This window comes from Paenibacillus sp. JSM ZJ436 (genome assembly GCF_044383795.1).
In the GTDB taxonomy this organism is placed as follows: domain Bacteria; phylum Bacillota; class Bacilli; order Paenibacillales; family Paenibacillaceae; genus Paenibacillus_AQ; species Paenibacillus_AQ algicola.
In genome coordinates this window covers 324,384-348,972 of the sequence record NZ_JBISEO010000003.1, presented here as the reverse complement: position 1 = coordinate 348,972, position 24,589 = coordinate 324,384, and the positions used below count along the sequence as shown (strand labels likewise).

Sequence of the window (24,589 nt, the reverse complement as noted above, 5' to 3'; positions counted from 1 at the left end):
ATCTTCTCTCCTCTCGTCAATTACGCTTCTTGACCTACAGTTTCATCGGTAATACCCAGTTCTTCCTTGATCCAGTCATAGCCTTCTGCTTCCAGACGCTGTGCAAGCTCAGGTCCGCCGGACTTCACAATACGGCCCTGCATCATCACGTGCACATAATCCGGAGTGATGTAATTCAACAGGCGCTGATAGTGGGTAATAATAAGGAAGCCGCGCTCTTCTGATTTCATCGCGTTCACACCGTTCGCTACGATCCGCAGAGCGTCAATGTCAAGACCGGAGTCAATTTCGTCCAGAACAACAATCTTCGGATCCAGCAGCATCATTTGCAAAATTTCGTTCCGCTTCTTCTCACCGCCGGAGAAGCCTTCGTTCAGGTAACGGTGGGCGAATTCAGGATTCATTTCAAGCTCCTTCATCTTGCCTTCCATTTGACGAATGAACTTGATCAATGAAATCTCGTTGCCTTCACCGCGGCGTGCATTAATGGCACTGCGCAGAAAGTCCGAATTCGTAACGCCCGCAATCTCACTCGGGTACTGCATAGCCAGGAACAAGCCTGCCAAAGCGCGCTCATCCACTTCCATATCCAGCAGATCCTCACCATTGAGAGTTACGCTTCCGTCGGTTACTTCATATTTCGGGTGACCCATCAATGCGGATGCCAGTGTACTTTTACCTGTTCCGTTCGGACCCATAATGGCGTGTACCTCGCCGCCGTTCATTTCAAGATTAATTCCTTTCAGAATTTCCTTACCTTCAATTGTAGCTTTCAAGCCTTCGATGACGAACTTCGTGGACATAAGATATTCCCTCCGACTATATGTTATAGTGAAACCTATGATCACAGGAGCATTCTCCTGATACCATCGGAAAACTAAGAATCTTTACTTGTTTATAATTATTCTAAACTGATTCTCACTGATTCTCAAGCCATTTTATAATAAATCGTCACTCTTTTCAACCAAGCCTCCTGGGAAAGAAGACCGATCCCGCCCTCTCAGGCTTTAGCAAAACAGGCTTGGCCGTAGATTTCCGGCCAAGCCTGTTGATCATAAATTTGCATTTATTGGCTGTTGGTTCTGCTGCAGCATCCTGCATCGTCGGCTTCACCGAAAGCGGTACAGAACGGCATTTCCTATCAGATCCTTTCAGCCTGAGTGGACTTAGCCCAAGAAAGAGCGGAGCATCCACATATGCTTCTCGAAGTCGGCCTTGAATCCGGTCAGCATATCTGCGGTCGGCGCATCCTCTGCCTCTTCGGCCATTTCAATTCCTTCCTGGAATTCTTCACACAGCGTAGCCATATCTTCAACCAGCTGCTGTACCATACCGCGTGTATCCTCATTACCGGATGCTTCCTGCACGGTGGCGGCATCCAGATATTCTCTCATGGTCGCCAGCGGACGGCCCTTGATCGCGAGCAGGCGCTCCGCAATCTCGTCCATTTTTAAGGTTACTTCATTATATAGCTCCTCAAATTTTACGTGGAGGGAGAAGAATTGCTCCCCTGTCACATACCAGTGATAGTTGTGAATCTTCACATACAGAACATTCAGGTTTGCTACCTGCTGGTTGAGCATTTGCTCTACGCCTTTATTTTGTGTTTTTGGAGTTGATTTACTGGATTGTGCTTTACCCATGGTTAATCCCTTCCTTTACAAAAATATAGTATCTCACATGATTGCATACCTTAATGCAGCAGTTATGGCTCAAGCCTGGCTGCACTCTGGCCTGACATAACTTTACCTCACGGCTCCCCCGCTTCCGGGGTCTAGTCCTAGTTTACCCTACGTGCCGCTGTGCGAATCACGACTGCAGACCTTTTTGCCCGGTGACAAAAAAGGGTACAAAAAGTGATCATTTAAAGGTATACTTGCTTTACCTACTAAGATGGTTGGTTTAATCCTTTCAATATATATGGAGGTGGCATCATGTCCACATATCATCCGCTTTCTGTCCAAGAGGCCATCGAGCTGGCCCGAACCATCCCGGGGCATTTCTCAGAAGGTGCCGACCTGTCCTGCCGTGAAATCGGAGACGGAAATTTAAATCTTGTGTTCCACGTTACAGATACTTCATCTGACAAAAGTATCATTATCAAACAAGCGGTTCCTTATGCAAAGGTTGTCGGGGAATCATGGCCGCTGTCTCTCGACCGTGCCCGCATTGAGCGTCAGGCACTGCAGATTCAGCATCAATATTGCCCAAGCCTCGTTCCGGAGGTATATGCTTACTGTGACGAAATGGCCTATACCGTCATGGAGGATCTAAGCAGCTACACGATTATGAGAAAAGGCCTGATTGAAGGCGGGGTCTATCCCAACTTCGCGGAACACATCGGAGAATTTATTGCGAACACACTGTTCTACACCTCCGATCTTGGAATGAATCAGCAGGAGAAGAAGGTGCTTGCCGGCCAATTTGTGAACCCGGATCTGTGCAAAATTACCGAGGACCTGATCTTCGAGGACCCGTACCGGGATTCTCCAAACAACAATTATGCTGAGGCTATCGCTGATGAAGCCGCTGCGCTTCGCAGCGACCTTCCGCTTCATTTTGAGGTTGCGCTGCTGCGGGACAAGTTCCTGACCCGTTCACAGGCGCTGCTGCATGGCGATTTGCATACGGGAAGTATTTTCGTAACCCCTGAATCTACGATGGTCATTGATCCGGAATTCGCTTACTACGGACCTATGGGGTTTGATATCGGTGCTGTGCTGGCCAACCTGCTGCTCAATTATGCTGCCCAGCCGGGCTGGAGCAAGACGGAGGAGCTGGCCCAGCGTGAGCAGCGTCTCTTGGACATGGTCCCTGCCGTCTGGAACGAGTTCGAATCCCGATTCCGGGCATTGTGGAACAGAGACCTGCAGGATGAGATGGCACGTACGCCGGGCTATCAGGATCATTATATTTCACAAATTCTTAAAGACACGGCCGGCTTTGCGGGCTGCAAGATGATTCGCCGCATTGTTGGCTTGTCTCATGTTGCCGACATTGACGGTATCCCAGATGATGCATTGCGCGAAGCTGCACAGCGTAAGGCCCTGGCTATAGGCAAGGCTTTGGTCCGCCACAACCGCAGCGTATCAAGCATAGAGCATTTTATGGAAGTCATTACCCAAGCCATTAACGAGATTGAGGTGTCCATATGAGTACAGGCACAGATCAAGACTTCAATGCATCATCACCGCTAAGCTCCCTGTCATGGGGCGGCGATCACCTGCTGATGCTGGACCAGCGCCTTTTGCCTGAGGAAATTGTATTTCTGAAATTATATACAGCGGAGGAGGTCTGGGAAGGCATTCACTCCATGAAGGTACGCGGCGCTCCGGCGATTGGCATCGCGGCCGCGTATGGTGTTGTGCTTGCCGCCCGTGCCTATTCAGGGGCATTGCCGGTAGAGTGGCTGGAGGTCACCCGCAAGGCATGTGCTTACCTTGCAACCTCCCGCCCTACCGCCGTCAATTTATTCTGGGCTTTGGACCGGATGAAGGAGAAGGCCGGGCAGCTGGCCAACACCGCCTCCTCCATTGCAGCGCTGAACGAGCAGCTGCTGGCAGAGGCCGATGCCATTCGTGCGGAGGATGAAGAGGTATGCCGCCGGATCGGGGAACATGCATTGCCGCTCATTCAGGACGGTATGGGAATTCTGACTCACTGTAATGCCGGCGGACTTGCAACCGCCAAATACGGCACGGCTCTCGCGCCGATGTACCTGGCTCATGAGAACGGGATTTCTTTCAAGGTATTTGCCGATGAAACCCGTCCTGTGCTGCAGGGAGCACGCCTGACCGCATTCGAGCTGCAGCAAGCCGGGATCGATGTAACCCTTCTTGCGGACAACATGGCAGCCATGGTCATGTCCAAGGGATGGGTTCAGGCCGTCATCGTGGGTACTGACCGCATTGCGGCCAACGGAGACGTTGCGAACAAGATTGGAACCTATGGTGTGGCTGTTCTGGCCAAGGCTCACGGCATTCCATTTTACGTAGCCTCACCGTTGTCCACGATTGACCTCAGCACGCCAACAGGCCAGGATATTCCGATTGAGGAACGTGCAGCCGAAGAAATTACGGAAGGCTTCGGCAAGCGCACTGCACCTCAAGGTGTTAAGGTATTCAACCCGGCCTTTGATGTAACGCCAAATGAATATGTAACGGCAATCATTACCGAGAAGGGAATCGTTCAAGCTCCTTACGACGAGAGCCTCAAGGATTTGTTTGCCGATAACGATTAGGCTACTTATACAGACAGGTGCTCCTGGAAGCTTGGTCCTTCTAAGAGAGCACCTGTTTTTGTTTGGCCAAATGTCTCTGCAGCTGCCTTAAATCATACGCAGGAGCGCATCTCTGCCCTTCATTCCGGCGTAAATGCCTTGCTTCTCCGCTTCGATCGTCACGGACTCCAGCGGCGCTTCCAGCAGGTCACTGACAGATCTTACCCCTACAGCTCTGCCTGCCAAAATTTCACGCTCGGCAAGCTTCTCGTTCAGCAGGCCGACATCGAGAGCACCACACATAATGTAGCCCCGGTCCGTATATAAAGCGACCAGATTCGTCTTCGGCAGCTTCACCTCTACTGCCATTACAATATGCCCTTCGATCTGTACAGGAAGTAACGTCACCATCCTTCTCACCTCCCAAAACGTCTATTACATGTGTATTCAGACTCATATCAAGTGGTGCAAACGTCATTGTGTGGGATAGAGCGTTTATGTATTTTTACCTGACGATTTATGACAATAAGACTATGAAATTAAGTCAGTTATGATATAGTATTCTATAGAAACGAAATATTAGATTTGCCTCGGCACGGCTTTTGAATGCAGTTTGTATCTTGCAGCCAGCGGGTATATATCTTTTCGTAAAGTACATGTTATGCAGGATCATCTTGAAAGCTGGTGAATGATAAACTTATGAAGAAACCTCCCCCACACGATGACACAGGGTTCTTATTCAATGTCGATATTCTGGTCAAAAGCCCCTCCAACGCTTTTGCTCTGCAGCAGCTGCTGCAGACCCTGAACCAGGATGAGCAAATTATCGATTTCCGTATCAAATCAGGCATCGAGCTCGGTGAAATTATTGACCAGCTCCTCCAGAGCAAGAAGAAGGCCTTCATCTCTAAAGCCCATGGCAAGGCTGCTGAAGCCGCTGTATCCGGCTCGGAGCTTAAAGCAGCAGTGGTCCCTAAGCCATCCGAGGCTGTCGAGCGTCCGGTCTCACCCGCTCCGGCTGTCGTTCAGTCGGAAGCCGCGCCCTTGTCTAAGCCCGTTCAGCCTCCTAAAGGGGATCCCAAGGGAGCATCAGCCGCTGTGGATTCCAATCCCTATAAGTGGATTACCGATTATGCAAAGGACAACCGCCTGGTTAGAATGACAACGAACCGCCAGGGGAAGCAATTCAGCCTGCCCTGCCGTATCTTGAACTTTGATGAGAGCAAGCAGCTGGTCACGGTTTATCATGTAGATGAGAAGCAGGTGTACACATTCAACGTCAATGAAATTGATGAGTTCCAGGCCGGGTAATCCCGTCCTGAAACTATAAAGCGGCTGTCCCTCTACGAGGACAGCCGCTTTATAGTTTCACTAACGAAAGCCTTTTCTAGCTCCTTCCAGCGCTCCTGCGGCAAGCAAGAGCCAGCCAGCGATAAAGGATACTCCACCGATCGGAGTAATGGCGCCGAGCCATTTCTCGCCGCTTAACGCCAATACATACAAGCTTCCGGAGAAAATAATAACCCCCGCTATAAACAACAAGCCAGCTAAACGTAATTTCTTGGATTCCCCAAGCCAGCCTCCGCAAATGCCGGCGAGAATGACAGCCAGCCCATGAATCATATGATATTGCACTCCGGTCTCATACACCGTCAGCGCATCGCTGCTGATCACATCCTCCAGCATATGCGCTCCGAATGCGCCAATTCCAACGGAAAGCGCCATGATTACCGCGCCCCAGGCAACCCATTTTCCAGCCCACTGCAACCCGATCCACTCCTCTGTTCATCGTAATCCTTCTAAATTCTTAGTTTAACGGATCACGAACATGTTTTCAAAGCCAAGGAGCCACGATTTCATGTATCTAGACAAGCCAGCACTTGATTTCAACCACAAAATATGAAATCTTAGATAGAGAATGGTCCATAAAGGAGAGAAGCTGGTATCATGTCCAACCCATCCAAGCCGAAGCAAGCGGACGCCTCTACCAAGGCCAAACCGCATATTTTTATTCCACCTGAGGATCGTAAAACCTCGAAATCAGGTATATTCTCATTATCAATTGCTGTGATAACCATGCTGGGCTATATCATTCTTGCCTCGCTGGGCACATCCATGATTGAGCCTTATTTGACGCCGGATGGCACGATTGTCCCTCCGCAGGAAGCCTTGGAGAAGATGTCTGTCCTCGCCGCCGTATTTATTGTTATTGTGGTGCTAAATCTTGCTGGCTTGATTCTTGGCATCATCGGCAGCATGAACAAGAACAGCAAACGAGCTATTGCCGTAGTCGGCTCCATTATTAATGGCGTTGTATTGTTCACCATTCTCAGTATGTTTGTTTTCGTACTGAATGGATAAATGGTTTACCTTACGCTTTTAAATCCGAAGAACTTGTGCCGCCAAGCGGGGGGTGCGGGTTCTTTTTTTGAGTTATGGTCATGGAAATTGTGTAGTCCTAGGCAGGAAGCAGGATATGGTAAATCGAATAGTATAAAACGGCTATCACATATATAACTACTAGGCTGGTGCAATGATATGAAACAACAAACCCTCGGGGTATTGACCCCCCTGCTCGACGGCTTTTACTTCAATGGAATTATACAGGGGATTCATCATGCTGCTGAAGCGCACGGAGCGCGCCTGATTCTCTTTCAAACCATGGATGCTCAAATGTCGAGAGTCACCTATCAGCGGTTTCTAGGCATGGACGAGATTGACGGCTGGCTTGTGCTGTTAAATGCCGTAAGTGATCCGCAATATATCCAGCGGCTTGAGGATTCCGGCAAGCCTATTCTGTGCAGCCCTTATCAAGGCGGCTTTCGTCAAGCCGGCATTTTCTCCATTGATAATGAACAAGGGGGCTATGATGCCACGCTTCATCTTCTGCAGCATGGACATCGACGGATTGCCTGTGTGTACACGAGCCGTAACCCGGAATGCCTGCTGCGATATGAGGGATATTTGAAAGCGCTGCACGACCATCACATCCCTATAGACAGAGACCTTGTTTTTGATATGAATGACGTATGGGAAGCGGACGGTGCAGCGGCCGCACAGCGTATGATGGAGCTTGGCTTTCCCTTCACTGCTGTAGCAGCTTTTACAGATACACTCGCCATCGGTCTGCTGGACTCTTTTGAGGAATGGGGCCTGTCTGTCCCGGAGCAAATTGCCGTCATCGGCTTCGACAATATGGATATTGCACGGCAGCATGCACTAACGACCGTAGAGCAGCCGCTGTTTGGGCGGGGATTGCATATGGCCGAGCTGCTGCTTCGCGAAATCCAGGAAGGGAAACCGCAGGTAACCCAGCTCTACCGCGAGGCCACAACGCTCGTCATTCGGCAATCCTGCGGCTGCACTCCTGTGCAGGCTGATGTGCCAAGTGTAGAAAGCCCTCCCAAGAACGCTCAGGTGACCATTGATTATTTGTCCAAGGTTATCCAGCGCAACCACCACATTGCCCATGAAATGGTCAAAACGGACGGCAGTAAAATCCGGGACTTGTCCTGGCTCACATTTACTGACTACACTTGGGCCTGTCTCGCTCTGTGGAATGGCACCCGCACGCTCATGATTGACAGTATTTACTCCAAGAAGAAGAACGGCTGTACCTTGAAGACCGGAGATGTCTTTGATGAAGGCCTCTTCCCTCCTGCCGAAATACATGCATTCATTGAAAAAGGGGAAGCGCTGTCGGTTCATTCAATCCGCACAGAGGGCAGGGAATGGGGATATATGCTGCTGATCGGCCGCATTGATGACAAAAACCGGACGAGCAATTACAAGGCAGATACAATGACTCACAGTCTGGATCTGGTCGCTTATACACTGGAACGTGAAGCGATGTACGAGGAAGCGAAGGAGCGGGAGAAGCGCATCGAGATCGTAACCTCGATCACGAATGATGGCATTTTTGAGTGGGACCTGAAGAGTAATATGTTAAGCTGGAACAAGAAAATCCTCCGCATTTTGGGGGATACCGGTATTCGCATGCATCGCCGGGAGTTTTTTGAGCGTGTTCATCAGGATGATCAGCAGGCACTGTTCAAAGCTGTGCGGCTGCATCTGCGGCAGCATGTGCCTTTTCAGATTGACCTGCGGCTTCGTAAAGCAGATGGCAAATACGCCTGGGTCTCAGCAGCCGGAGAAGCCGTACGTGATCCGTTCGGCTCCGCCGTTGGAATGATTGGCTCCATTGTTGATATTACGGAGCGCAAACGCTCCGAGGAGCGAATCCGCTACCTAGCCTATCATGATGCGCTTACGGATCTGCCAAATCGCAGGCATATCTCGGAGCAGATTACAGAGCATGCTCTGGCCGGGGGACGCTTTGCTGTTATGCTGCTGGACCTCGACCGCTTCAAGAATATTAATGACAGCCTGGGCCACTCCGTCGGAGATAAGCTATTGCAGCAGGTAGCCAAGCAGCTGCAGGACAATATTCATCCCGGCGATGTGGTGGCCCGGCTAGGCGGGGATGAGTTTATTATTCTGACTGGACAGCTGGAGTATGAGGAGCAGGCCGTGGAGCTGGCGGACGGAATTGTCCGCTCTATGAATGCCCAATACCAGATTGACGGACATTTCGTATTTGTTACGCCCTCCATCGGTATCAGCCTCTACCCGGAGCACGGCCGAGATCAGGAAACGCTGATCAAGAATGCGGATCTTGCGATGTATCACGCCAAGGAGAATGGCAAAAACCAGCTGCAAACCTACCATCCCCGGATGAGCACCGTCTCGCTGGAGCGGCTGACCTTGGAGAACCATCTGCGGAGTGCGCTGGACAATGGCGAATTCCAGCTTTATTATCAGCCCCAATACGATACGGAAAGTGACAAAATCGTAGGTATGGAGGCGCTGATCCGCTGGTTCTCTCCGCAGCTCGGCATGATTTCTCCGATGAAATTCATTCCGCTCGCTGAGGAAACAGGACTCATTCTGCCGATCAGTGAATGGGTGCTTACAAAGGCTTGTCTAGATAACAAGCTGCTCCTGGATGAAGGCTACGAGCCGATGATTGTCTCGGTCAATATTAGCGCTGACCAGTTTACGAACATGCATTTTGTGAGCCAGGTGGAACGCATTCTGAATGAGACAGGGCTTCCGCCGCAGCTCCTCTGCTTGGAAATTACAGAGAGTGTAGCGATCCGCAATTTGGAGCTGAGCATCCGCCAGCTTAACGCACTGATCCGGCTTGGCGTGCAGATTGCCCTGGACGATTTCGGGACGGGAAATTCTTCTCTGTCTCTGGTTAAGTCCCTGCCGCTGCACATGATCAAGATTGACCGGGCGTTTGTGCAGGATATGACGTTAAGCCCGGCGAACCTGGCTATTTTTGAAACTATACTCAGTCTCGCCCGGGGCCTCAAGCTGGAATGCTGCGCGGAAGGTGTAGAAACCGCAGAGCAGTTCCAAATCGTACGGGAGAAGACATGCGTGCTTGTGCAGGGATATTTCTTCAGCAAGCCGGTGCCTCTGAACGACCTGGCTGCATTCCTGACAGAGATGGGCTCCTCGCCCTTGAAGCATGAAGAATAAGCATCTGCAAAAGGATGGTGATCTCCATTGATCCTGCTCCTGAGGCGGCTTTCGCACCAGCTGTTTCGGCTGCCGACCTCTTTTATTATGATTTTTGCCAGCTTCTTTATCGGAATCTGCTCCTGGATTATGCTGCTGCTGGAGCCGACAACGTTTGAACATTATTTCAATGCCCTCTGGTATGTTATGACGACGCTGACCACGGTCGGTTACGGCGATTATTACCCTGCCACCGTACCGGGCAAAATATTTGCCATGTTTCTGTACTTATTCGGCATTGGCTTGATCACGCTTGTCATCGGCAAAATTATTGATTTATTTATCGTCGCCAAGGAAAGGAGAATGACCGGTAAAGTGGACTACCCTGGACAGAAGCACATCATTATTATTCATTGGAACAAAAAAGCGCAGGCCGCCGTTGACGAGCTGCTCAGCTACCCGGACGGAGGCGATATTGTTCTCATTGATGACATTGCGAGAACGCCGCTGGAGCATCCCCGGATCCATTTTGTGAGTGGAGATCCTTCGTCGGAGCACACGCTCAACCAGGCAGGTATTACCTCGGCCCGCTCGGCCATTGTGTTCGGCGATGTCCGAATTGATGATGCGGCCCTGACGGACGGCAAATCCCTGCTCATTGCGGCAAGCATTGAACGGCTCGCTCCTGCCGTGCATACCACGGTGGAGATTATGCTGGAGAAGCATATCCATAGCTTCAGGCATGCCAACGTGAACGATTTCGTCCTTTCCCATGATGCGGTGTCCCGCCTTGCCGTGCGCTCCGCACTGCATGAAGGCAGCACCGAAATCTATACACAGCTGCTCAGCCGCAGCTTCGGAGATGACCTGTTCCCGGTAGCGTGCCGACCGGAATGGACCACGTACAGAGATGCGTTCAATGCTCTGCTTGCTCAGGGTGCGACGCTAGTTGCAAACGGCGGGGATTTAAGCATTAACCGCAAGCTGGATGAACCCATCGGTCCCGATCCGAAGCTCTTTGTCATCTGTGATCCCCCTACTTATGAGCTTCTCAGTCCGCCGAAGAAAGGAAGGTAGCTGTTATTTATTATGTAATCAAGTATATACATTGGAATGAGGAGAAGTCGGCTGAGGCATGGGAAGCACTTCATACAGGCTCTATATCACAGGATGAGCTGTTTATCCGGAAGCTGGTGGACAGCACCATGCTGGAGGACAAGCTCTTCGTGCATTTATCCCATGAACAGGACGACCGGGAGGGTGAGCTTATCTATGTAGTGCCATACAGCGAAGCCACACTGGAAGAGTACGGCTCTTCCATTGAAGACAGCCTGACCCTCTTTCTTCATCGGGGGACCCACTTCTCTTCAGGGCGCCTATCCTACTTCATCTGGGACGGAGAGGCCTTTCAGGAACCCCAGGCTCGATTTCCCACGCCGACATTTCATAAGGATGCCGCCGCAAGTCTCTTAAATCATGATCTGGTATTCGGCGGCTTGACGTATGAAATACTGTACAGCATCTATGTTCCGCGTAAGGACGTGGTGCTGCTGTTCATGAAGGAGGCAGAAAGCTATGAACAATAAGAAGCATCGCTCTGATCTGCCACAGCCTTCGGCTGAATCTCAGATCCGTCAGACAACTCCCGGATCTAAAGCACGGCTGGCTGCATTTGCGTTGATGCTGACCGTCCCGGCCTCTTTAAGCGGCTGCGGACAGTCCACTTCCTACGATGACTGTGATCCCAATCTGGAATACTGCGAATATGACTCCTCTGGCGGCTATTACTACTATAATGGCGGCTCCGGAGTCTATTACGGCTCAGGCAAACCGCTGACGCGTACGCAGAGCGATGCTATTCGCTCCTCTGGCAGCTCCAAAGGCTTTGGCAGCGGAGGCTCCAGCGGCGTCCGTTCAGGAGGGTAGCTCCATTGACGAATACCGGGCGCCACATCTTTCCACTGCCTGCATCCCAGCAAGAGGTCTATGGCTACGCTTCCTCTGACACGGTCCCTTATCACCGGATGTACGGTAAAGCCTACTGCCTTCCTTCTGTCGCTATATATAGCCCTGAAGAAATAGAGGTTCTTACGGAGGCCTCTCAGATCATGGACCAGATCTTTCGCAAAGCACTTTCGTTTGCCCAGCAATATTTACCGGATCACTATTTCATCGAACAATTCGGCATCCCGCCTGCTGTCCTGCCATTGGCCAGACAGCCTGCGCCAACAAACGGAATTACTCGGCAGGACTGGATCCTGGGAGAAGCAGGACCGAAGCTGATTGAGATGAATGCAGATACGCCTACCGGGATTCCGGAATCAGCTTTCCTGGAGAGACATGTACTGCACCATTTTACCGATTTCAAGGGTCCCTCTGAGCACCTTGCGCAGCTGCTGAAAGAAGAGCTGTGTGCCTTTGCGACACATGGTATTCATGCTGGCTTTCAAGGTCCTGTAGCGTTTAGCTGCTATGACTGGCATGAGGAGGACCGGCACAATACGCTGTATTTGATGAGCTTGCTGGAAGGGGCCGGCATTCCCGTGCTTTATGCCCCTCTTGAGGAGCTGGAAATTATCCCGGATCACGGCTTGTTTCATAAGGGACAGCGCATTGAAATGTGGTATCGCCTGTATCCATTAGAATATCTTGTGCATGACCGCGATGAAGATAACGGGGTTCCTGTTGGAGAAGCTTTGCTCCGCCTGGTGCAGCAGAACAAGCTCTGTATGCTGAATGCCGCACCTCATCTTGTCCTACAGAGCAAGGGCTTTCTGGCTACGGTGTGGTCCCTGTATGAACGAAATTCACAGACCGCGGAATATTGCGGATTTACGCTTTTCACCGATCAGGAGCTTGCCGCGATTGAAGCCTATTGTCTCCCCTGCTACTTCACGCCCCAGCCCTTCTTGCAATCCGGGACCGATTATGTCGCCAAGAGCTATTGGGGACGGGAAGGCAAAGGCACCGCGATTATGTCTTACGAGGACCGACAGCAGCCTCTCACTTACGCCGGCAGAAATGTCAAGACGGCGCTGGAGGAAGAGGAAACCGAGGAATCAGAAGCTTCTGAAGTGCTGGCTTATTACGAGAATCAGCCCAAGATCTATCAGCAGTACTGGAGTATGCCTGCTGCCTCTGTAGAAACAGAGTCGGGAAGCTACACTGGTTATTTGTTAACGGGTGTGTTCATCATCTCCGGCACCTTCGGAGGATTATTATCCCGCATCGGTGACAAGATTACTGGAGACGGTGCTTATTACTGTCCTGCTGCGATTCACCCGACTTAACACATACAATGATTTTATGGAAGAGGAGGTTATCACTTGGATCATTTTTTACTAGATGGCTTGAACGTGCTCATCGGGCTGTGCATTATCCTGATCGTGCTTGCAGCGGGCTATTTCGTATTCAGCACCCTGACACGCTTTGACGACCGCAAGCAGATTGCAGCAGGGAATCAGGCAGCCGGCATCTATATGGGCGGCAAGCTGCTGGGTCTGTGCATCATCGTCGCGATGGTGTCCTACAGCTCACATGACTGGCTGCAGATGATCATCTGGTCAGTTGTCGGTATTGCTGTGCTCTGCCTGGTCTATCTGATCTTTGACTGGATTACGCCGAGTTTCAAAGTGTGTGAAGAAATCGAGAAGGGCAATACCGCTCTCGCAACCCTCCTGCGCTCTATTATTATCGGTGTGTCTATTGTGATCGGCACTTTTTTAATGTAGGACTGAACAATACAGACCCTGATCCTAGGTAGAAGGAGGATCAGGGTTTCGTATTACTTGAGGTTAATTCGTCGCCTGGTATCGCTCATACTGAGCTCGCTTTATTTCCAGGTAACGCTGCGCACCCATTTGGTCCAGTGTTTTCACATAGTTGTCCCAATCTGCATCCAGACTCAAGGTGCCTGTAATGAACTTGACGCGCATCTCTTCAATATAACTATTAATGTCGGTCATAATCGGATCAATCTCCGAGGTTTCGGCATCGGTTGGCGCGAAGTTCGGCCAGATCTCTTCAGGCTTGAACTTCTCGAGCTCCGCAAGATCCGCATTGATTTCCTGATCCACGGTCGTTCCTTTTACAGCGGTTCGCAATTCTACCGGCGGTTCAAGATATGGATAAAAGCCACCGTAGACGTTGTCCACATACTGAAATGCTCCCAGCTGCATACCTCCTTCATAGTTACGAATCTCGTCAATATACTGCGGCTTGCCATCCACCATCGTGTAGGTTTCTCCCTCCAGGCCGAGCGTACCGAATGTGGAGCCCTCTTCCCCATAGAAGTAATCGACCCATTTGATCGTCTCTTCCGGATGCTTATTCACATTTGTAATGATAAAGGAGGACATTCCGCGGACCGGATGATCAAGCCAGTTCATCACTTTATCGCCGCCTGGACCTTCCAATGCGTTAATACCGGAGTAATGATCTCGCACCTTGTCGCCAATATAGTCGGGAACAACCCACGAGAAGCCGCCTACCAGATCTTTCGCGCCATCTGCCACCCATTGGGCATACTCAACCCCTGTAAATGTTTCAGGATGAAGCAGCTCTTCAGCGTACAGGCGGTTCAGATATTTCCAGACGTCACGGAATTTCTCATCATTGAATATGAGCTTTAATTGACCGTCTGAGTCCTTGTAGATCCAATTCTCGGATGCTTTCAAACCGCCGTTCCCCATGCCAAAGCTTCCGTAAAGCTGTCTTTCCAGTGTCCATCCGACGCTTCCGGCAGGCATATACCAGCCGTGCTCATCGTTCGGATCTCCATTCCCGTTAGCATCCTGTTCTTTAAATGCCTTCAGCGTGGTATAGAGCTCCTCTGTAGTCTTGGGCACGGACAGCCCCAATTGATCCAGCCATTTCTCGTTGATGTATAGCCGCAGCGACGAATACGGAATAGATTCATCCACATACGGCAATGAATAAATACGTCCATCCGGCATCGTTAACGCCTGCTTGATACTAGGATCGGTCTTGAATAGATTGCTCAGATTAGGGGCATGCTCCTCGATCAGCTCATCCAGCGGCAAGAACAGGCCCTGCTTTCCGTACTTTGAAATCTCCCCATGGGAGAAGCCAATTTGGTAAAAAGCATCCGGCAGATCATTGGAAGCCATGATGATGTTTTTTCGTTCTCCTAAACTGGCTCCCGGAATTTCCTCCCAGTCGATATGGACGCCCGTCATCTCCTCGTATTTTTTCCACATCCACAGATCCTTGGAGGCCGGTCTGACATCGTTATAGCCCATTCTCGCAAATTGAAAGGAGATTCCATCTGCAGAAGCATCTTTGCTGCCGCTTTCATCCTTCGGTTTCGATTCACTGCAGCCGGAAAGGAATACCGACACTACCAAGGTTACTGCCATCATAAAGGTTTTTGGCTTTCTCATTACAAATCTCCCCTTTGCTAACATATTTTTATCTCCATAAAAGATGAGAATTACAGCATTCATCTTTTAGCAAGATCACCCCTTGATCGCTCCTACCAAGATTCCTTTTTCGAAAAACTTTGAAAGAAGCGGATAAATGATGAGCAGTGGAAAAGTAGAGACCACGACTACCGCGTATTTCAACCCTTCCTTGGCCATCAATCGCTGGGCATACTGCTCATCCACAACAACGGCAAGCATTTCATTCATCTCGTTCTGAATCAGAATTTCTCTTAAGATAAGCTGCAGCGGGAACAAGTCGCGATCGGATAGATAGATCATGGCTTCGAAATAGGAGTTCCAGTGCCCTACCCCGTAGAACAAAACCATGACCGCGATAATTGGTGTAGACAGGGGTAACACGATTTTATACAGCAAACGGAAATCGTTGCAGCCATCGACATGGGCGCTGTCCTCCAGCTCCGGCGGAATTCTCATCTGAAAATACGTTCTCATAATGATCAAATTAAATACGCTGATGGCTCCCGGCAGAACAAGCACCCAGATGGTATTGACAATGCCCAGCTGCTTGTTAACCAGGTAACTAGGGATCAATCCGCCGCTAAAAAACATCGTAAAGGTGAAGATAAAGGTAAAAAAGCCTTTTCCGTAAAAGGATTTTCGGGATAATGGATAGGCACCTAGCGTCGTCATTACAATATTGATAAAAGTGCCTAGAAAGGTATATAGCAGGGTGTTCCCATAGGCGTTCCATATATCCTTGTTCTCAAACACTTTCAAATAGCTTTCAATGTTGAAGCCCTTGGGATACAGCAGCAGCTGTGCTTGGAACAATTGCCGCGGATCGCTCATAGAGGCGAACAGCACGAAAATTAGCGGATATAAAATGATGGCCGTAAACATGAGCACGAGCGTGACGTTTGCTGCATCTATTATCTTTTCTGTCGTTGTTCTTTTAATGTTCGTAATCATCCCTCTTCCTCCCGTCCTTCGTATGATTCAGACCTTTCCATGAGGTGTAGAGTCGTGCCGCTTACCAAAGGCTTGTTTCACTCACCTTTCTGGCAATGGAGTTGACGACCAGCAGGATGGAAAAGTTAATCACGTTGTTGAACAGCCCGATGGCAGCCGAGAAGCTGTATTGTGCATTTAAAATCCCGGATTTATAAACATAGGTGGATATCACTTCAGAAGTCTCTTGATTTAATCCATTTTGAAGGAGCAATATTTTTTCATGCCCAACGCTCATGATGCCGCCCACGCTCAGGATGGAGAGGATAATAATCGTCGGAATGATTCCCGGTAAGGTCACATGCCAAATACGTTGCAGCTTGCCTGCTCCATCAATGTAAGCGGCTTCATATTGTTCGGGCGAGATGCCAGCCATAGCTGCCGTGTAAATCAGAGAGGACCACCCAATGCTCTGCCAAACGCCGGACCAGACAAAGATGTGCCAGAAGCTCGCAGGGTCTGCCAAGAAATTCTTTTTCTCACCGCCGAACATTTCAATTAAATAATTTATCAACCCGTTCGAAGGGGAGAGAAAAAACAGGATCATACCCACTACAACCACTACGGAAATAAAATGAGGCGCATATGAAATGGTCTGGGTAAAGGTTCTGAGCCTTTTACTTCGGATCTCGTTGAACATTAGTGCCAGAATGATCGGCAGCGGAATACCGATGATAATGGTGTACAAACTGATGGCAACGGTGTTGCGCAGGAGTCGTTCAAAGTAAAACGAGTTAAAGAAGCGTTCGAAATGAGCAAAGCCCACCCATGGACTATCCAGGATCCCAATGCCGGGTAAAAAATCCTTGAAGGCGATAATTACACCATACATGGGCCAGTACGCCCAAATTAAAAAGTAGAGGACTGCGGGAAATATAATACAGTAGAGCCCAATATTTTTTTTCAGTTTCTTTTTGACACCTGAGAAGCTGTTGTTAGGCGTTGGCAGGTTTGACGTCCATGATCCATCTTTTTTCAAACCCTCTTCCTCCTTCCTCTCTTTAAAACGCTTACATTAATCTTTATAAAACGCTTACATTTTCTAATATAGAGCCTAATCGCTGCACCACCACAGCAAGCCGGAACCGCAGACTCTGCCCTGAGTCTTTCGTTCCGTTCACTTGCCGCTTACGTAGCTTCTGCTTATGACTTTCTTACCAGCTTTGTCACTCTTCCATCTTCAATCCATTCTGCAACATATAGATTTCCTTCCCGGTCGACGCATACCCCATGAGGTGAGCTGAATCGGTCTGGACGATAGTAGGATTTGGGCAAATTCGGCCATCCCTCCTGTTTGCTTGCTTCCGGATCATCACCAAGGTGAGCAATCAGCTCATCGTTGCGGTCCAATATCGTGATGCGGCTCAACAGGTCTGGAAAGATGATCTCATCTCCAAAGAAATAAAAGCCGCAAGGCATCTTCATCTCCGCCGTAATCAAGCGCTTAGGTTCCCCATCCATGGTAAACACCTGAATCCGATTGTTGCCGCGATCGGCTACATATAGCTCTGGCTCTTCGCCGCGAAGATTTACCGAAATACCGTGAGGGCATGTAAGCTGACCCATCTCAGATCCCGTTCCTCCCCAAGATCGTATGTATTTTCCATCCTTGTCATAGTGATGAACATAGCTTTGTCCATAGCCGTCAGCAATATAGATATCTCCGTTTGGTCCTACGGCAACGTCTGTCGGAATAAACGTCCGCTGCTCGTCATAGATTTCCGGCAAGTCAGGGGTCCCGATCCGCAGCAGCACTGTTCCTTCAAGCGTTGTCTTGGCTACCAGATTCCGCTCGGTATCCGTAATGTAGAAATGCTCTCCTTCTTCATCGCGGTGCAAGTAAAAGCCATGTGCTCCGCCCTGAAATTCTTCTCCCCAAGAGGTCATATACTCTCCGTTTTCGTGGAAGACCGCAACGGAGGGGCTGCCGGTATGGAAAACATAAATCCTCTGATTTGAATCCACTTCAATGCCATGCGTATAGCCGAAAGACATTCCCTCCGGCAGGCAAGCCCATGAAGATATGACTTCATATTCTCTGGTTTCTGTTCCGATCCGCATACTCTGATTCACCTCTGTATCTAATTTCGCCTACCTGTTCATGTAAACATACAGAGACAGCCATTGACTTCTGAAATCTTATCAAATAGGATCAGAAACAAGAAAAAGCAGGACTGCCAAGCATGGAAATGTGAACAAAGGAGGGCTCATTGAATGTCTAAAAAAAACGTAAGATGGACTTATGAAAATGCTCACACCCATCCAGGTGTACCTGAGCTTCTGCTGCTTGGATACGACCGCTTTCAGGAAGCAAATGGCTTGGGAGACCATCAGCATGGCAATTGCTATGAAATCGTTTACGTCGAAAGCGGCAAGGCGGCTTGGGAAGTGAATGGAGAAGCCTATACGACTCACGCCGGCCAGCTATTCCATACACGTCCCAATGAGCTTCATCGAGGAATGATGAATTTCATAGAGCCCTGCACCATTTGGTGGATGATCTTCAGTAACCCGGAGCCTCATGTCCCTTGGCTGGGATTAGCTCCCGAGGATATATCGCATATCTCTCAGCAGCTCGCTGTATTACCCCGAACGATTGAACCGGATCCCCAAGTCCGGAATACATTCCGTAAGCTTAGAAAAATTCTGGAGTCTCCCACTTCCATGGGCGCCTTAATGACTCGGCATTATATGATAGATATTTTGTTATTGCTGTTGAACCCGCCCGTCAGCTCCTCTATATCTGAAGATATGGTCCAGGCGATTCACGCGCTGATTGATCATATTGACAAAGAGCCGGGGCTGCGGTGGACCAATGCACAGTTAGCGCGCGCTGTGGGTGTTAGTGAATCTCATTTTTATCGATTGTTTCGCTCTGTTCACGGGCAGTCCCCAGCCAGCTTCGTGATTCGAACCAAAATGGAGCATGCTTGCCGAAGATTAGAGAATACCGATACACCGGTCACCTCTATTGCCATGGAGCTCGGCTACGAAACCAGCCAGCATTTTGCAACAGCCTTCAAAAAGTACAAAGGCGTGACGCCAAGAGAATGGCGGTTAAGTAAGTCTTAGCCTGTAATCCTTGATGCTCTCGAGATTACATCCACTTCTCCGATCCCTGAAAAGGCATGTGCTCTCCAGGTATGAATTTCGGTTTGGATGAATACTCGTTAATGCCTGCAGTCGCTTCTCCTCTTAATAGAAAAGCGCTTGGCCAAGGCTCTGCCGTAATGCGGGTAGTGGCAGGAATATACCGAATCGTCAATCCACACCGGCGGTGAGGCGAATGGTTGGGCTCTGACCCGTGAATGATGTTGGGATGGTGGATGGATACGCCTCCAGCTTGAAGAACGATATCTTTAGCTTGGGATTCATCCACAAACGCCGGATCAACCTCATATTCCAACACATTCGCAATATCATCCCGTTTGTTCATTTGCTTCAAATCCTGCTTATGCGTGCCCGGGATTACTCTTAAGCACCCATTCTCAGGTGTCGAATCGTCGATCGCTAACCAAAGCGTAACGACATTCATTGGCTCTAGCGGCCAGAATGCTCCATCCTGATGCCAGAGCACGGCCTTCCCGTCAAATGGCGGCTTACAAATATAATGTGAAGCAAAGAGCGCAATATCCGGCCCGATAAACTGTTCTGCAATATTTAGCAATCGATCATCACTCACCAAACGGATCCAGAAGGGGTCATTTCTCATCAAGTCCGTATGCAGCTGCTCCGGCCGAAGTCCGGGGTTTTTTTTCATCAGCCAATCCACATGGCCTTTCGCTTCTTGAATCAATTCATCATCCAGAACCTTTTGCAGTCTGACGTAGCCCTCCTGTTCATACTGGGCTTTGATGGATTCGGTGACGTTCATGCTTCTCACTCCTTCTGAAATTTATGGTGGAACTCCAAATACAAGATCAGTATAGTATGGGTACTAGCGAAAATCTTTGAACCCAGATGACGTATTCTTGCTTTTTTTCAGCAGAAGGAGGTCTGATTCTATGGTTGATCCGGAATTTTCAAGATATTTGAACTCATACTCGCAGCAACTGACCGGAAACTCCGTTTCCTTTAACATCCATTACTGGGGAAGCATGCTGCATGATGACCACCCTGTACATAAACATGCCTATTTTGAACTGTGCTACGTCACGAGCGGCTCAGGCACCTATCATGATGACGGTACCTGCTTTGCACTGACTGAAGGCTCTATGTTTCTGTCCCGTCCCGGAATGTGGCATAGAATCCAGGGGGGCTCAGAACACGGAATCGGGCTCATTTATGTTGCCTTTGAGCTTGAAGCTCCTGCTGCCTCCGAGCATGTTGCTCAGCTGATTCTATACTTGATGAGCCCAGACAACGTTTACTTTAAAGATGCCCGCGAGATCGCGATGGGGAAATTGTGGTCCTTGCTCTCATCCATGGCCACCCCTCAAACCTCACTGCCAGAGGAGATTCTTCCGTCACTGTCATACTCGCTGCTGGCAGCCCTCCTGGAGCACTGCGCCGCACCTTATCACCAGGGGAGGCAGCTTCCGGTCTCTGCAGCTGTGCAAGAAACTTCCCTTTTGTTGCATCAGGCGAAGCTATACATACGGGACAATATATCCCTGAGCATCCGCTCGAAGGAGCTCGCTGCTTACTTGCATATATCACAGCGGCATTTGATTCGTTTGTTCACAAGCGAACTGAATAGGTCCCCCTCCCAATACATCCGAGAGGAGAGAATTCGTATCGCATCTCATTTACTGAAGACCTCTTTACTAACCGTCCAGGAAGTCGCAGAGATTACCGGATTCAGCTCGATTCATCACTTCACTCGCTTGTTTAAAGAGGTCAAAGGCTTACCTCCTGGACTTTATCGCCGGAACGGCGCCCATTCCTCAGGAGGTGTCACGTAATATGAAAATGATCGAGCTGCAGATTCCGCCGCTGCCGCAATTTGTGACTGTCGGGCACTCCTGGTGGAAAAAAGGACGGGCTCATTTCAAGCGCAACTGGAATATTTATGATCTGATCATCGTGACCCAGGGCACATTGTATATTACTGAGGACGATCAGCCTTACGAGATTCTGCCCGGCTGCATGCTGCTGCTTGAGCCCGGCCGCATTCACTGGGGGCATCAGCCCTGCGAGGAGGAAACGGAGACGTATTTCATGCACTTCAGCCATTCCCTGCCTGGAAAGGAACGGGACAGTGATGGATTTCAGTGGATGGAGGAATTTCTTGCGCTCTCCGACTTTGATCCCAATCCTCGGAGCCATAACATGTACTTGCCCAAATTCTCGGCAGTCAAGCTCTCGGCCCTCATCCCGCTGCTGGAGCAGATGATGAGTATTCAGAACCGGATCTTTAAGCAGAATGCCCTGGAGCTGCACAGCCTGGCCGCCCAGGTTCTGCTGGAATTACAAAATGGCATGCACCGTCAGCGGCCGTTGTCCCGCTCGATGAAGCTGTGCACCGAGCTTGCCGGTTACCTGGAGGCGCATATGCAGGAGCCTTTTCACTCTGAGAAACTAGAGGCGAGGTTTCATTATAACTTTGATTATTTAACCCGATGCATGAAGAAGCATCTGAGCCTGACGCCACTGCAATATTTGCAGCATATTCGCATTGAACGCGCAAAGATGCTGCTGGCGGAAACGATGGCCAGCGTGGAAGAGATTGCCCTCGATGTCGGGTTTCACCGCAGCACTTATTTCATCCGAATGTTCCGGCAAAAGGTCGGGCTGACCCCGGGCAAATATAGGGCTGCAGTCCAGCATAAGCATCTGTAAGGGGCCTAATAGTAGGCTGACTTAAAAACCAAATCTTTTAAATCTGTAACAAGAGTGAATTTTTTACAGGAAGAAGTTAATTTTTTATATGTTTTAAGCTGTGGTTTCTCCTTACAATGAAGAGATCATGTAACTTTGTAGGAGGGATTTTCGTTGACGCGACGGCCAAATATTGTTTATATCATGTCAGACGACCATGCCAGTAATGCCATTAGCTGTTATGGCTCCAGACTCAGCTCCGTCTTTGAGACACCGAATCTGGACCGCATTGCGCGGGAGGGCGTCCGCATGGACCACTACTACAGCACGAATGCAATCTGTACCCCGGCTAGAGCTACCATTATGACCGGACAATATGGCCATATCAACGGTGTACGTACCCTCTCTGACGCCTGGAACCCGGCGAAGGGTCCTAATATGGCGGAGCTGTTTATGCAGCATGGATATGAAACCGCTATTTTCGGAAAATGGCATCTTCACTGTGAGCCCTCCGGCTTTTATGAATACAGTGTTTTAACCGGCCAGGGCGGGCAGGGCACCTACCAGAATCCGGAGTTTATCAGCACCGACGGACAGAGCAGGCAGCACACCGGTTATGTTACTGACATCATCACAGACATGACCGTTGACTGGCTGCAGAAAAGAGCGCAGCGCGATTCAGAAAAGCCGTTCTTTTTGATGTGCCATCATAAAGCCCCTCACGACTTCTGGGAGTACGCAGCCCGGCATGAGCACCTGCTGGATGGTATTCAGGTTCCGGTTCCGGAAAGCTTGTTCGAGGACAAGTGCCATCGCAGTTCGGCTTCCCGAAATTACGGCAGCTCTGTGACTCCGAGAAACGCTGCAAGGAGCTTATATGCTGATTTCTGTGAAGAGGATTATGTGACCGGACCCTTACGCGGAACGGAGCATTTAACGTTTGAGGAAAAAGGATTTGCAGCTTATCAGAAATATTTGAAGGATTATTTGCGCACTGTTGCGGGGATTGATGATTCCGTCGGTCGTATTCTCGCCCAGCTCGAAGCCGCCGGTGAGCTGGAGCAGACGATCATTCTGTATACTTCTGACCAAGGCATGTTTCTCGGCGAGCATGATTACCAGGATAAACGCTGGAGCTATGAAGAGTCTCTGCGCGCACCGCTGCTGATCCGATACCCGCAAGAAATCCCCGCTGGCCGGGTCTGTACCGACCTGATGGCTAATCTAGATATGGCGCCTACCCTTCTTGACTATGCCGGAATCCCGGTGCCGGAAGTGATGCAGGGAGTATCGCAACGAGATGTAATCCGGGGAGAAACCGAAACTGAAGTGCGATCCAGTATATATTTCCGCTATTGGATGCACCTGGCGCACAAGCATGACAATCCGGCACATTACGGGATTCGAACCAAGGAGTATAAGCTGATCTATTATTACGGGCTGCCGCTTGATGCTTCCGGGGCTCTGCAGACACCAACTCCCACTGGCTGGGAGCTGTATGATATGGTGGCAGACCCTTATGAGCTATGCAATCTGTATGAGGATACCCGGTATGCAGATGTGATCCAGAGCCTGAAGGAGAAGCTAGGTCAGCTGAAGGCGTTGTATCACGATGATGACCTTCAGTACCCAGAGCTGCTTGAGATGCTTGACGTTGACTCCGTGACTTGAACTGCAGCCTTCAAGAAGAGCTAACCTCCGCTGCTGTAGTTTCCTTTACACCATAATAAAATCACAGAAAGCGGGGAGCTTTGTGCAGAACCAACCACGTTTACCCAGCTCGTATCTAACTCAGTTGCGAATCACTTTGATTATCGCCAGATATGCTACCACGCCCCTTACCTGGGGGGCTCCCGTATCCCGGCTAACGCTTAACAAGCTCTACTATATTCGAGATGGTACGGGCGAGATCACGGTGGATGGGCATTCCTATTACCCCAAGCGTGGAGATCTAGTTTTCGTTCCAGAGGGGTGTCAGCATTCCTACTCGTTGCTGGGTGAGGAGCCTTATTCGAAGTATTGGTGCCACTTCACGGCGAACGTGGCCTCCCAGCCGCTTTCGTCACTGCTGAGCTTCCCCCAAATCCTTACTGTAGCAGATTCGCAGTCCCTACAGCTGGAAGGACTGTTTCAACGATTAATTGAAGCGTACGAGGCGACGGATGATCCTTGGTCACCGCTTGCAGCTCAGGCCTCATTACTGGAGCTGCTGTACTTCTATTTTCAATCGGTTGAGCCTTCTCAGCTCTGTATTCAGATGCCTGAAACGACCAATGATATGAGCATGTTACTGCAATACATCGACCGTCATCTCAGGGAGCGGATTACCTTGGGGGAGCTGGCCCGCGTAGTCAATGTACATCCCCATTATCTGGTGCGTTTGTTCAAAGCACAGTTCGGCTTCTCACCCATCCAATATGTAAACCTGCAGCGAGTGAATAGGGCTAAGGCTTTGCTGGGCTCTCCCAAGATCTCCATTAAATCTATTGCCGATCAGGCCGGGTTCGAATCTCCGGATTACTTCACTCAAGTGTTTAAGAAGCATACCGGACTATCGCCTACGGAATATCGAAACAGCTGAAGCCACCCCGGGCTCGTCAGGGTGGCTTCAGCTGTTTCTGTATATGTTGATCTGTCTAGCTTTTCCGGTCCGAAAGGGAGATTTACCAAA

Annotated in this window: 24 protein-coding genes; 15 read left to right on the top strand and 9 right to left on the bottom strand. The window is 49.8% G+C overall.

All coding sequences use genetic code 11. The annotated features are described in order from the left end of the window. Positions 1-20: 20 nt before the first annotated feature. Complete coding sequence (gene sufC / locus ACH6EH_RS05740) at positions 21-803, bottom strand: Fe-S cluster assembly ATPase SufC (protein WP_138226458.1); 783 nt, start codon at positions 801-803, stop codon at positions 21-23. A gap of 363 nt (positions 804-1,166) precedes the next feature. Next, positions 1,167-1,643, bottom strand: a complete 477-nt coding sequence (locus ACH6EH_RS05735) for a Dps family protein (protein WP_138226459.1) — start codon at positions 1,641-1,643, stop codon at positions 1,167-1,169. A 291-nt stretch (positions 1,644-1,934) separates the two neighbouring features. On the opposite strand from ACH6EH_RS05735, the gene mtnK reads away from it, so the two are divergent. Together mtnK and mtnA are read left to right on the top strand one after the other, a co-directional pair. Then, positions 1,935-3,155 carry an S-methyl-5-thioribose kinase gene (gene mtnK, locus ACH6EH_RS05730; RefSeq protein WP_138226460.1) on the top strand — a complete coding sequence of 407 codons (1,221 nt, stop codon included), beginning with the start codon at positions 1,935-1,937 and terminating at the stop codon, positions 3,153-3,155. Then, complete coding sequence (mtnA, locus tag ACH6EH_RS05725; RefSeq protein WP_397331490.1) at positions 3,152-4,240, top strand: S-methyl-5-thioribose-1-phosphate isomerase; 1,089 nt, start codon at positions 3,152-3,154, stop codon at positions 4,238-4,240. Before mtnK ends, mtnA begins: the two co-directional genes overlap by 4 nt. 87 nt (positions 4,241-4,327) lie before the next feature. Here mtnA and ACH6EH_RS05720 read toward each other — a convergent pair whose 3' ends face one another. Continuing rightward, positions 4,328-4,630, bottom strand: coding sequence for a YunC family protein (locus ACH6EH_RS05720; protein WP_138226462.1), 303 nt, complete (start codon positions 4,628-4,630; stop codon positions 4,328-4,330). Positions 4,631-4,918: 288 nt separating this feature from the next. On the opposite strand from ACH6EH_RS05720, the gene ACH6EH_RS05715 reads away from it, so the two are divergent. Then, positions 4,919-5,530, top strand: coding sequence for a hypothetical protein (locus ACH6EH_RS05715; RefSeq protein WP_397331489.1), 612 nt, complete (start codon positions 4,919-4,921; stop codon positions 5,528-5,530). 60 nt (positions 5,531-5,590) lie between these two features. Here ACH6EH_RS05715 and ACH6EH_RS05710 read toward each other — a convergent pair whose 3' ends face one another. Then, entirely contained in the window at positions 5,591-5,944 is a 354-nt protein-coding gene (locus ACH6EH_RS05710; RefSeq protein WP_397331552.1) for a DUF423 domain-containing protein, read from the bottom strand. Positions 5,945-6,166: 222 nt separating this feature from the next. Here ACH6EH_RS05710 and ACH6EH_RS05705 point away from each other — a divergent pair, with 222 nt between their 5' ends. From ACH6EH_RS05705 to ACH6EH_RS05675, 7 genes are all read left to right on the top strand, one after another. Further along, positions 6,167-6,580 carry a hypothetical protein gene (locus ACH6EH_RS05705; RefSeq protein WP_397331488.1) on the top strand — a complete coding sequence of 138 codons (414 nt, stop codon included), beginning with the start codon at positions 6,167-6,169 and terminating at the stop codon, positions 6,578-6,580. Between the two features lie 177 nt (positions 6,581-6,757). After that, the gene (locus tag ACH6EH_RS05700; RefSeq protein WP_397331487.1) at positions 6,758-9,766 is read left to right on the top strand and encodes an EAL domain-containing protein; all 3,009 of its coding nucleotides are present in this window, start codon (positions 6,758-6,760) and stop codon (positions 9,764-9,766) included. 27 nt (positions 9,767-9,793) lie between these two features. Next, positions 9,794-10,822, top strand: coding sequence for a potassium channel family protein (locus ACH6EH_RS05695; protein ID WP_397331486.1), 1,029 nt, complete (start codon positions 9,794-9,796; stop codon positions 10,820-10,822). Between the two features lie 116 nt (positions 10,823-10,938). Then, positions 10,939-11,331, top strand: a complete 393-nt coding sequence (locus ACH6EH_RS05690) for a hypothetical protein (protein ID WP_397331485.1) — start codon at positions 10,939-10,941, stop codon at positions 11,329-11,331. Continuing rightward, entirely contained in the window at positions 11,321-11,671 is a 351-nt protein-coding gene (locus tag ACH6EH_RS05685) for a hypothetical protein (RefSeq protein WP_397331484.1), read from the top strand. The genes ACH6EH_RS05690 and ACH6EH_RS05685 overlap by 11 nt, the downstream gene beginning before the upstream one ends. Positions 11,672-11,676: 5 nt before the next feature. After that, a complete protein-coding gene (locus ACH6EH_RS05680; RefSeq protein WP_397331483.1) occupies positions 11,677-13,035 on the top strand; it encodes a glutathionylspermidine synthase family protein in 1,359 nt (452 codons plus the stop codon). 36 nt (positions 13,036-13,071) lie between these two features. Further along, entirely contained in the window at positions 13,072-13,476 is a 405-nt protein-coding gene (locus ACH6EH_RS05675) for a DUF350 domain-containing protein (protein WP_138226468.1), read from the top strand. 63 nt (positions 13,477-13,539) lie between these two features. On the opposite strand, the gene ACH6EH_RS05670 is transcribed toward ACH6EH_RS05675, so the two are convergent. The 4 genes from ACH6EH_RS05670 to ACH6EH_RS05655 form a co-directional block, all read right to left on the bottom strand. Then, the gene (locus ACH6EH_RS05670) at positions 13,540-15,147 is read right to left on the bottom strand and encodes an extracellular solute-binding protein (RefSeq protein WP_138226469.1); all 1,608 of its coding nucleotides are present in this window, start codon (positions 15,145-15,147) and stop codon (positions 13,540-13,542) included. Positions 15,148-15,222: 75 nt separating this feature from the next. Beyond that, positions 15,223-16,119, bottom strand: a complete 897-nt coding sequence (locus tag ACH6EH_RS05665) for a carbohydrate ABC transporter permease (protein WP_138226470.1) — start codon at positions 16,117-16,119, stop codon at positions 15,223-15,225. A 61-nt stretch (positions 16,120-16,180) separates the two neighbouring features. After that, a complete protein-coding gene (locus ACH6EH_RS05660; RefSeq protein WP_397331482.1) occupies positions 16,181-17,137 on the bottom strand; it encodes an ABC transporter permease in 957 nt (318 codons plus the stop codon). A 164-nt stretch (positions 17,138-17,301) separates the two neighbouring features. Next, entirely contained in the window at positions 17,302-18,219 is a 918-nt protein-coding gene (locus tag ACH6EH_RS05655) for an NHL repeat-containing protein (RefSeq protein ID WP_397331481.1), read from the bottom strand. A 153-nt stretch (positions 18,220-18,372) separates the two neighbouring features. Between ACH6EH_RS05655 and ACH6EH_RS05650 the strand changes: the two genes are divergently transcribed. Next, positions 18,373-19,230 (top strand): helix-turn-helix domain-containing protein, encoded by an 858-nt coding sequence (locus ACH6EH_RS05650; protein ID WP_397331480.1) that lies wholly within the window; start codon positions 18,373-18,375, stop codon positions 19,228-19,230. 25 nt (positions 19,231-19,255) lie between these two features. On the opposite strand, the gene ACH6EH_RS05645 is transcribed toward ACH6EH_RS05650, so the two are convergent. After that, complete coding sequence (locus ACH6EH_RS05645; RefSeq protein ID WP_397331479.1) at positions 19,256-20,032, bottom strand: phytanoyl-CoA dioxygenase family protein; 777 nt, start codon at positions 20,030-20,032, stop codon at positions 19,256-19,258. A gap of 130 nt (positions 20,033-20,162) precedes the next feature. Between ACH6EH_RS05645 and ACH6EH_RS05640 the strand changes: the two genes are divergently transcribed. The 4 genes from ACH6EH_RS05640 to ACH6EH_RS05625 all read left to right on the top strand — a co-directional run bounded on the left by ACH6EH_RS05640 (position 20,163) and on the right by ACH6EH_RS05625 (position 24,499). Continuing rightward, positions 20,163-21,062: a helix-turn-helix domain-containing protein gene (locus ACH6EH_RS05640; protein WP_397331478.1), complete on the top strand. Its 900-nt coding sequence runs from the start codon at positions 20,163-20,165 to the stop codon at positions 21,060-21,062. Position 21,063: 1 nt separating this feature from the next. After that, a complete protein-coding gene (locus ACH6EH_RS05635) occupies positions 21,064-21,939 on the top strand; it encodes a helix-turn-helix transcriptional regulator (protein WP_397331477.1) in 876 nt (291 codons plus the stop codon). Between the two features lie 153 nt (positions 21,940-22,092). Next, positions 22,093-23,589, top strand: coding sequence for a sulfatase family protein (locus tag ACH6EH_RS05630; RefSeq protein ID WP_397331476.1), 1,497 nt, complete (start codon positions 22,093-22,095; stop codon positions 23,587-23,589). An 82-nt stretch (positions 23,590-23,671) separates the two neighbouring features. Beyond that, the gene (locus ACH6EH_RS05625; protein WP_397331475.1) at positions 23,672-24,499 is read left to right on the top strand and encodes an AraC family transcriptional regulator; all 828 of its coding nucleotides are present in this window, start codon (positions 23,672-23,674) and stop codon (positions 24,497-24,499) included. The last annotated feature ends 90 nt before the right edge of the window (positions 24,500-24,589 follow it).

Bases quoted from the DNA above. Each gene is read 5' to 3' on its own strand.
- mtnA (WP_397331490.1), top strand. From the start codon at position 3,152: ATGAGTACAGGCACAGATCAAGACTTCAATGCATCATCACCGCTAAGC.
- ACH6EH_RS05735 (WP_138226459.1), bottom strand. From the start codon at position 1,643: ATGGGTAAAGCACAATCCAGTAAATCAACTCCAAAAACACAAAATAAA.
- ACH6EH_RS05635 (WP_397331477.1), top strand. From the start codon at position 21,064: ATGAAAATGATCGAGCTGCAGATTCCGCCGCTGCCGCAATTTGTGACT.
- ACH6EH_RS05645 (WP_397331479.1), bottom strand. From the start codon at position 20,032: ATGAACGTCACCGAATCCATCAAAGCCCAGTATGAACAGGAGGGCTAC.
- ACH6EH_RS05640 (WP_397331478.1), top strand. From the start codon at position 20,163: ATGGTTGATCCGGAATTTTCAAGATATTTGAACTCATACTCGCAGCAA.
- ACH6EH_RS05700 (WP_397331487.1), top strand. From the start codon at position 6,758: ATGAAACAACAAACCCTCGGGGTATTGACCCCCCTGCTCGACGGCTTT.
- ACH6EH_RS05720 (WP_138226462.1), bottom strand. From the start codon at position 4,630: ATGGTGACGTTACTTCCTGTACAGATCGAAGGGCATATTGTAATGGCA.
- ACH6EH_RS05655 (WP_397331481.1), bottom strand. From the start codon at position 18,219: ATGCGGATCGGAACAGAAACCAGAGAATATGAAGTCATATCTTCATGG.
- ACH6EH_RS05715 (WP_397331489.1), top strand. From the start codon at position 4,919: ATGAAGAAACCTCCCCCACACGATGACACAGGGTTCTTATTCAATGTC.
- ACH6EH_RS05665 (WP_138226470.1), bottom strand. From the start codon at position 16,119: ATGATTACGAACATTAAAAGAACAACGACAGAAAAGATAATAGATGCA.
- ACH6EH_RS05710 (WP_397331552.1), bottom strand. From the start codon at position 5,944: ATGGCGCTTTCCGTTGGAATTGGCGCATTCGGAGCGCATATGCTGGAG.
- ACH6EH_RS05670 (WP_138226469.1), bottom strand. From the start codon at position 15,147: ATGAGAAAGCCAAAAACCTTTATGATGGCAGTAACCTTGGTAGTGTCG.
- ACH6EH_RS05650 (WP_397331480.1), top strand. From the start codon at position 18,373: ATGTCTAAAAAAAACGTAAGATGGACTTATGAAAATGCTCACACCCAT.
- ACH6EH_RS05685 (WP_397331484.1), top strand. From the start codon at position 11,321: ATGAACAATAAGAAGCATCGCTCTGATCTGCCACAGCCTTCGGCTGAA.
- sufC (WP_138226458.1), bottom strand. From the start codon at position 803: ATGTCCACGAAGTTCGTCATCGAAGGCTTGAAAGCTACAATTGAAGGT.
- ACH6EH_RS05705 (WP_397331488.1), top strand. From the start codon at position 6,167: ATGTCCAACCCATCCAAGCCGAAGCAAGCGGACGCCTCTACCAAGGCC.
- mtnK (WP_138226460.1), top strand. From the start codon at position 1,935: ATGTCCACATATCATCCGCTTTCTGTCCAAGAGGCCATCGAGCTGGCC.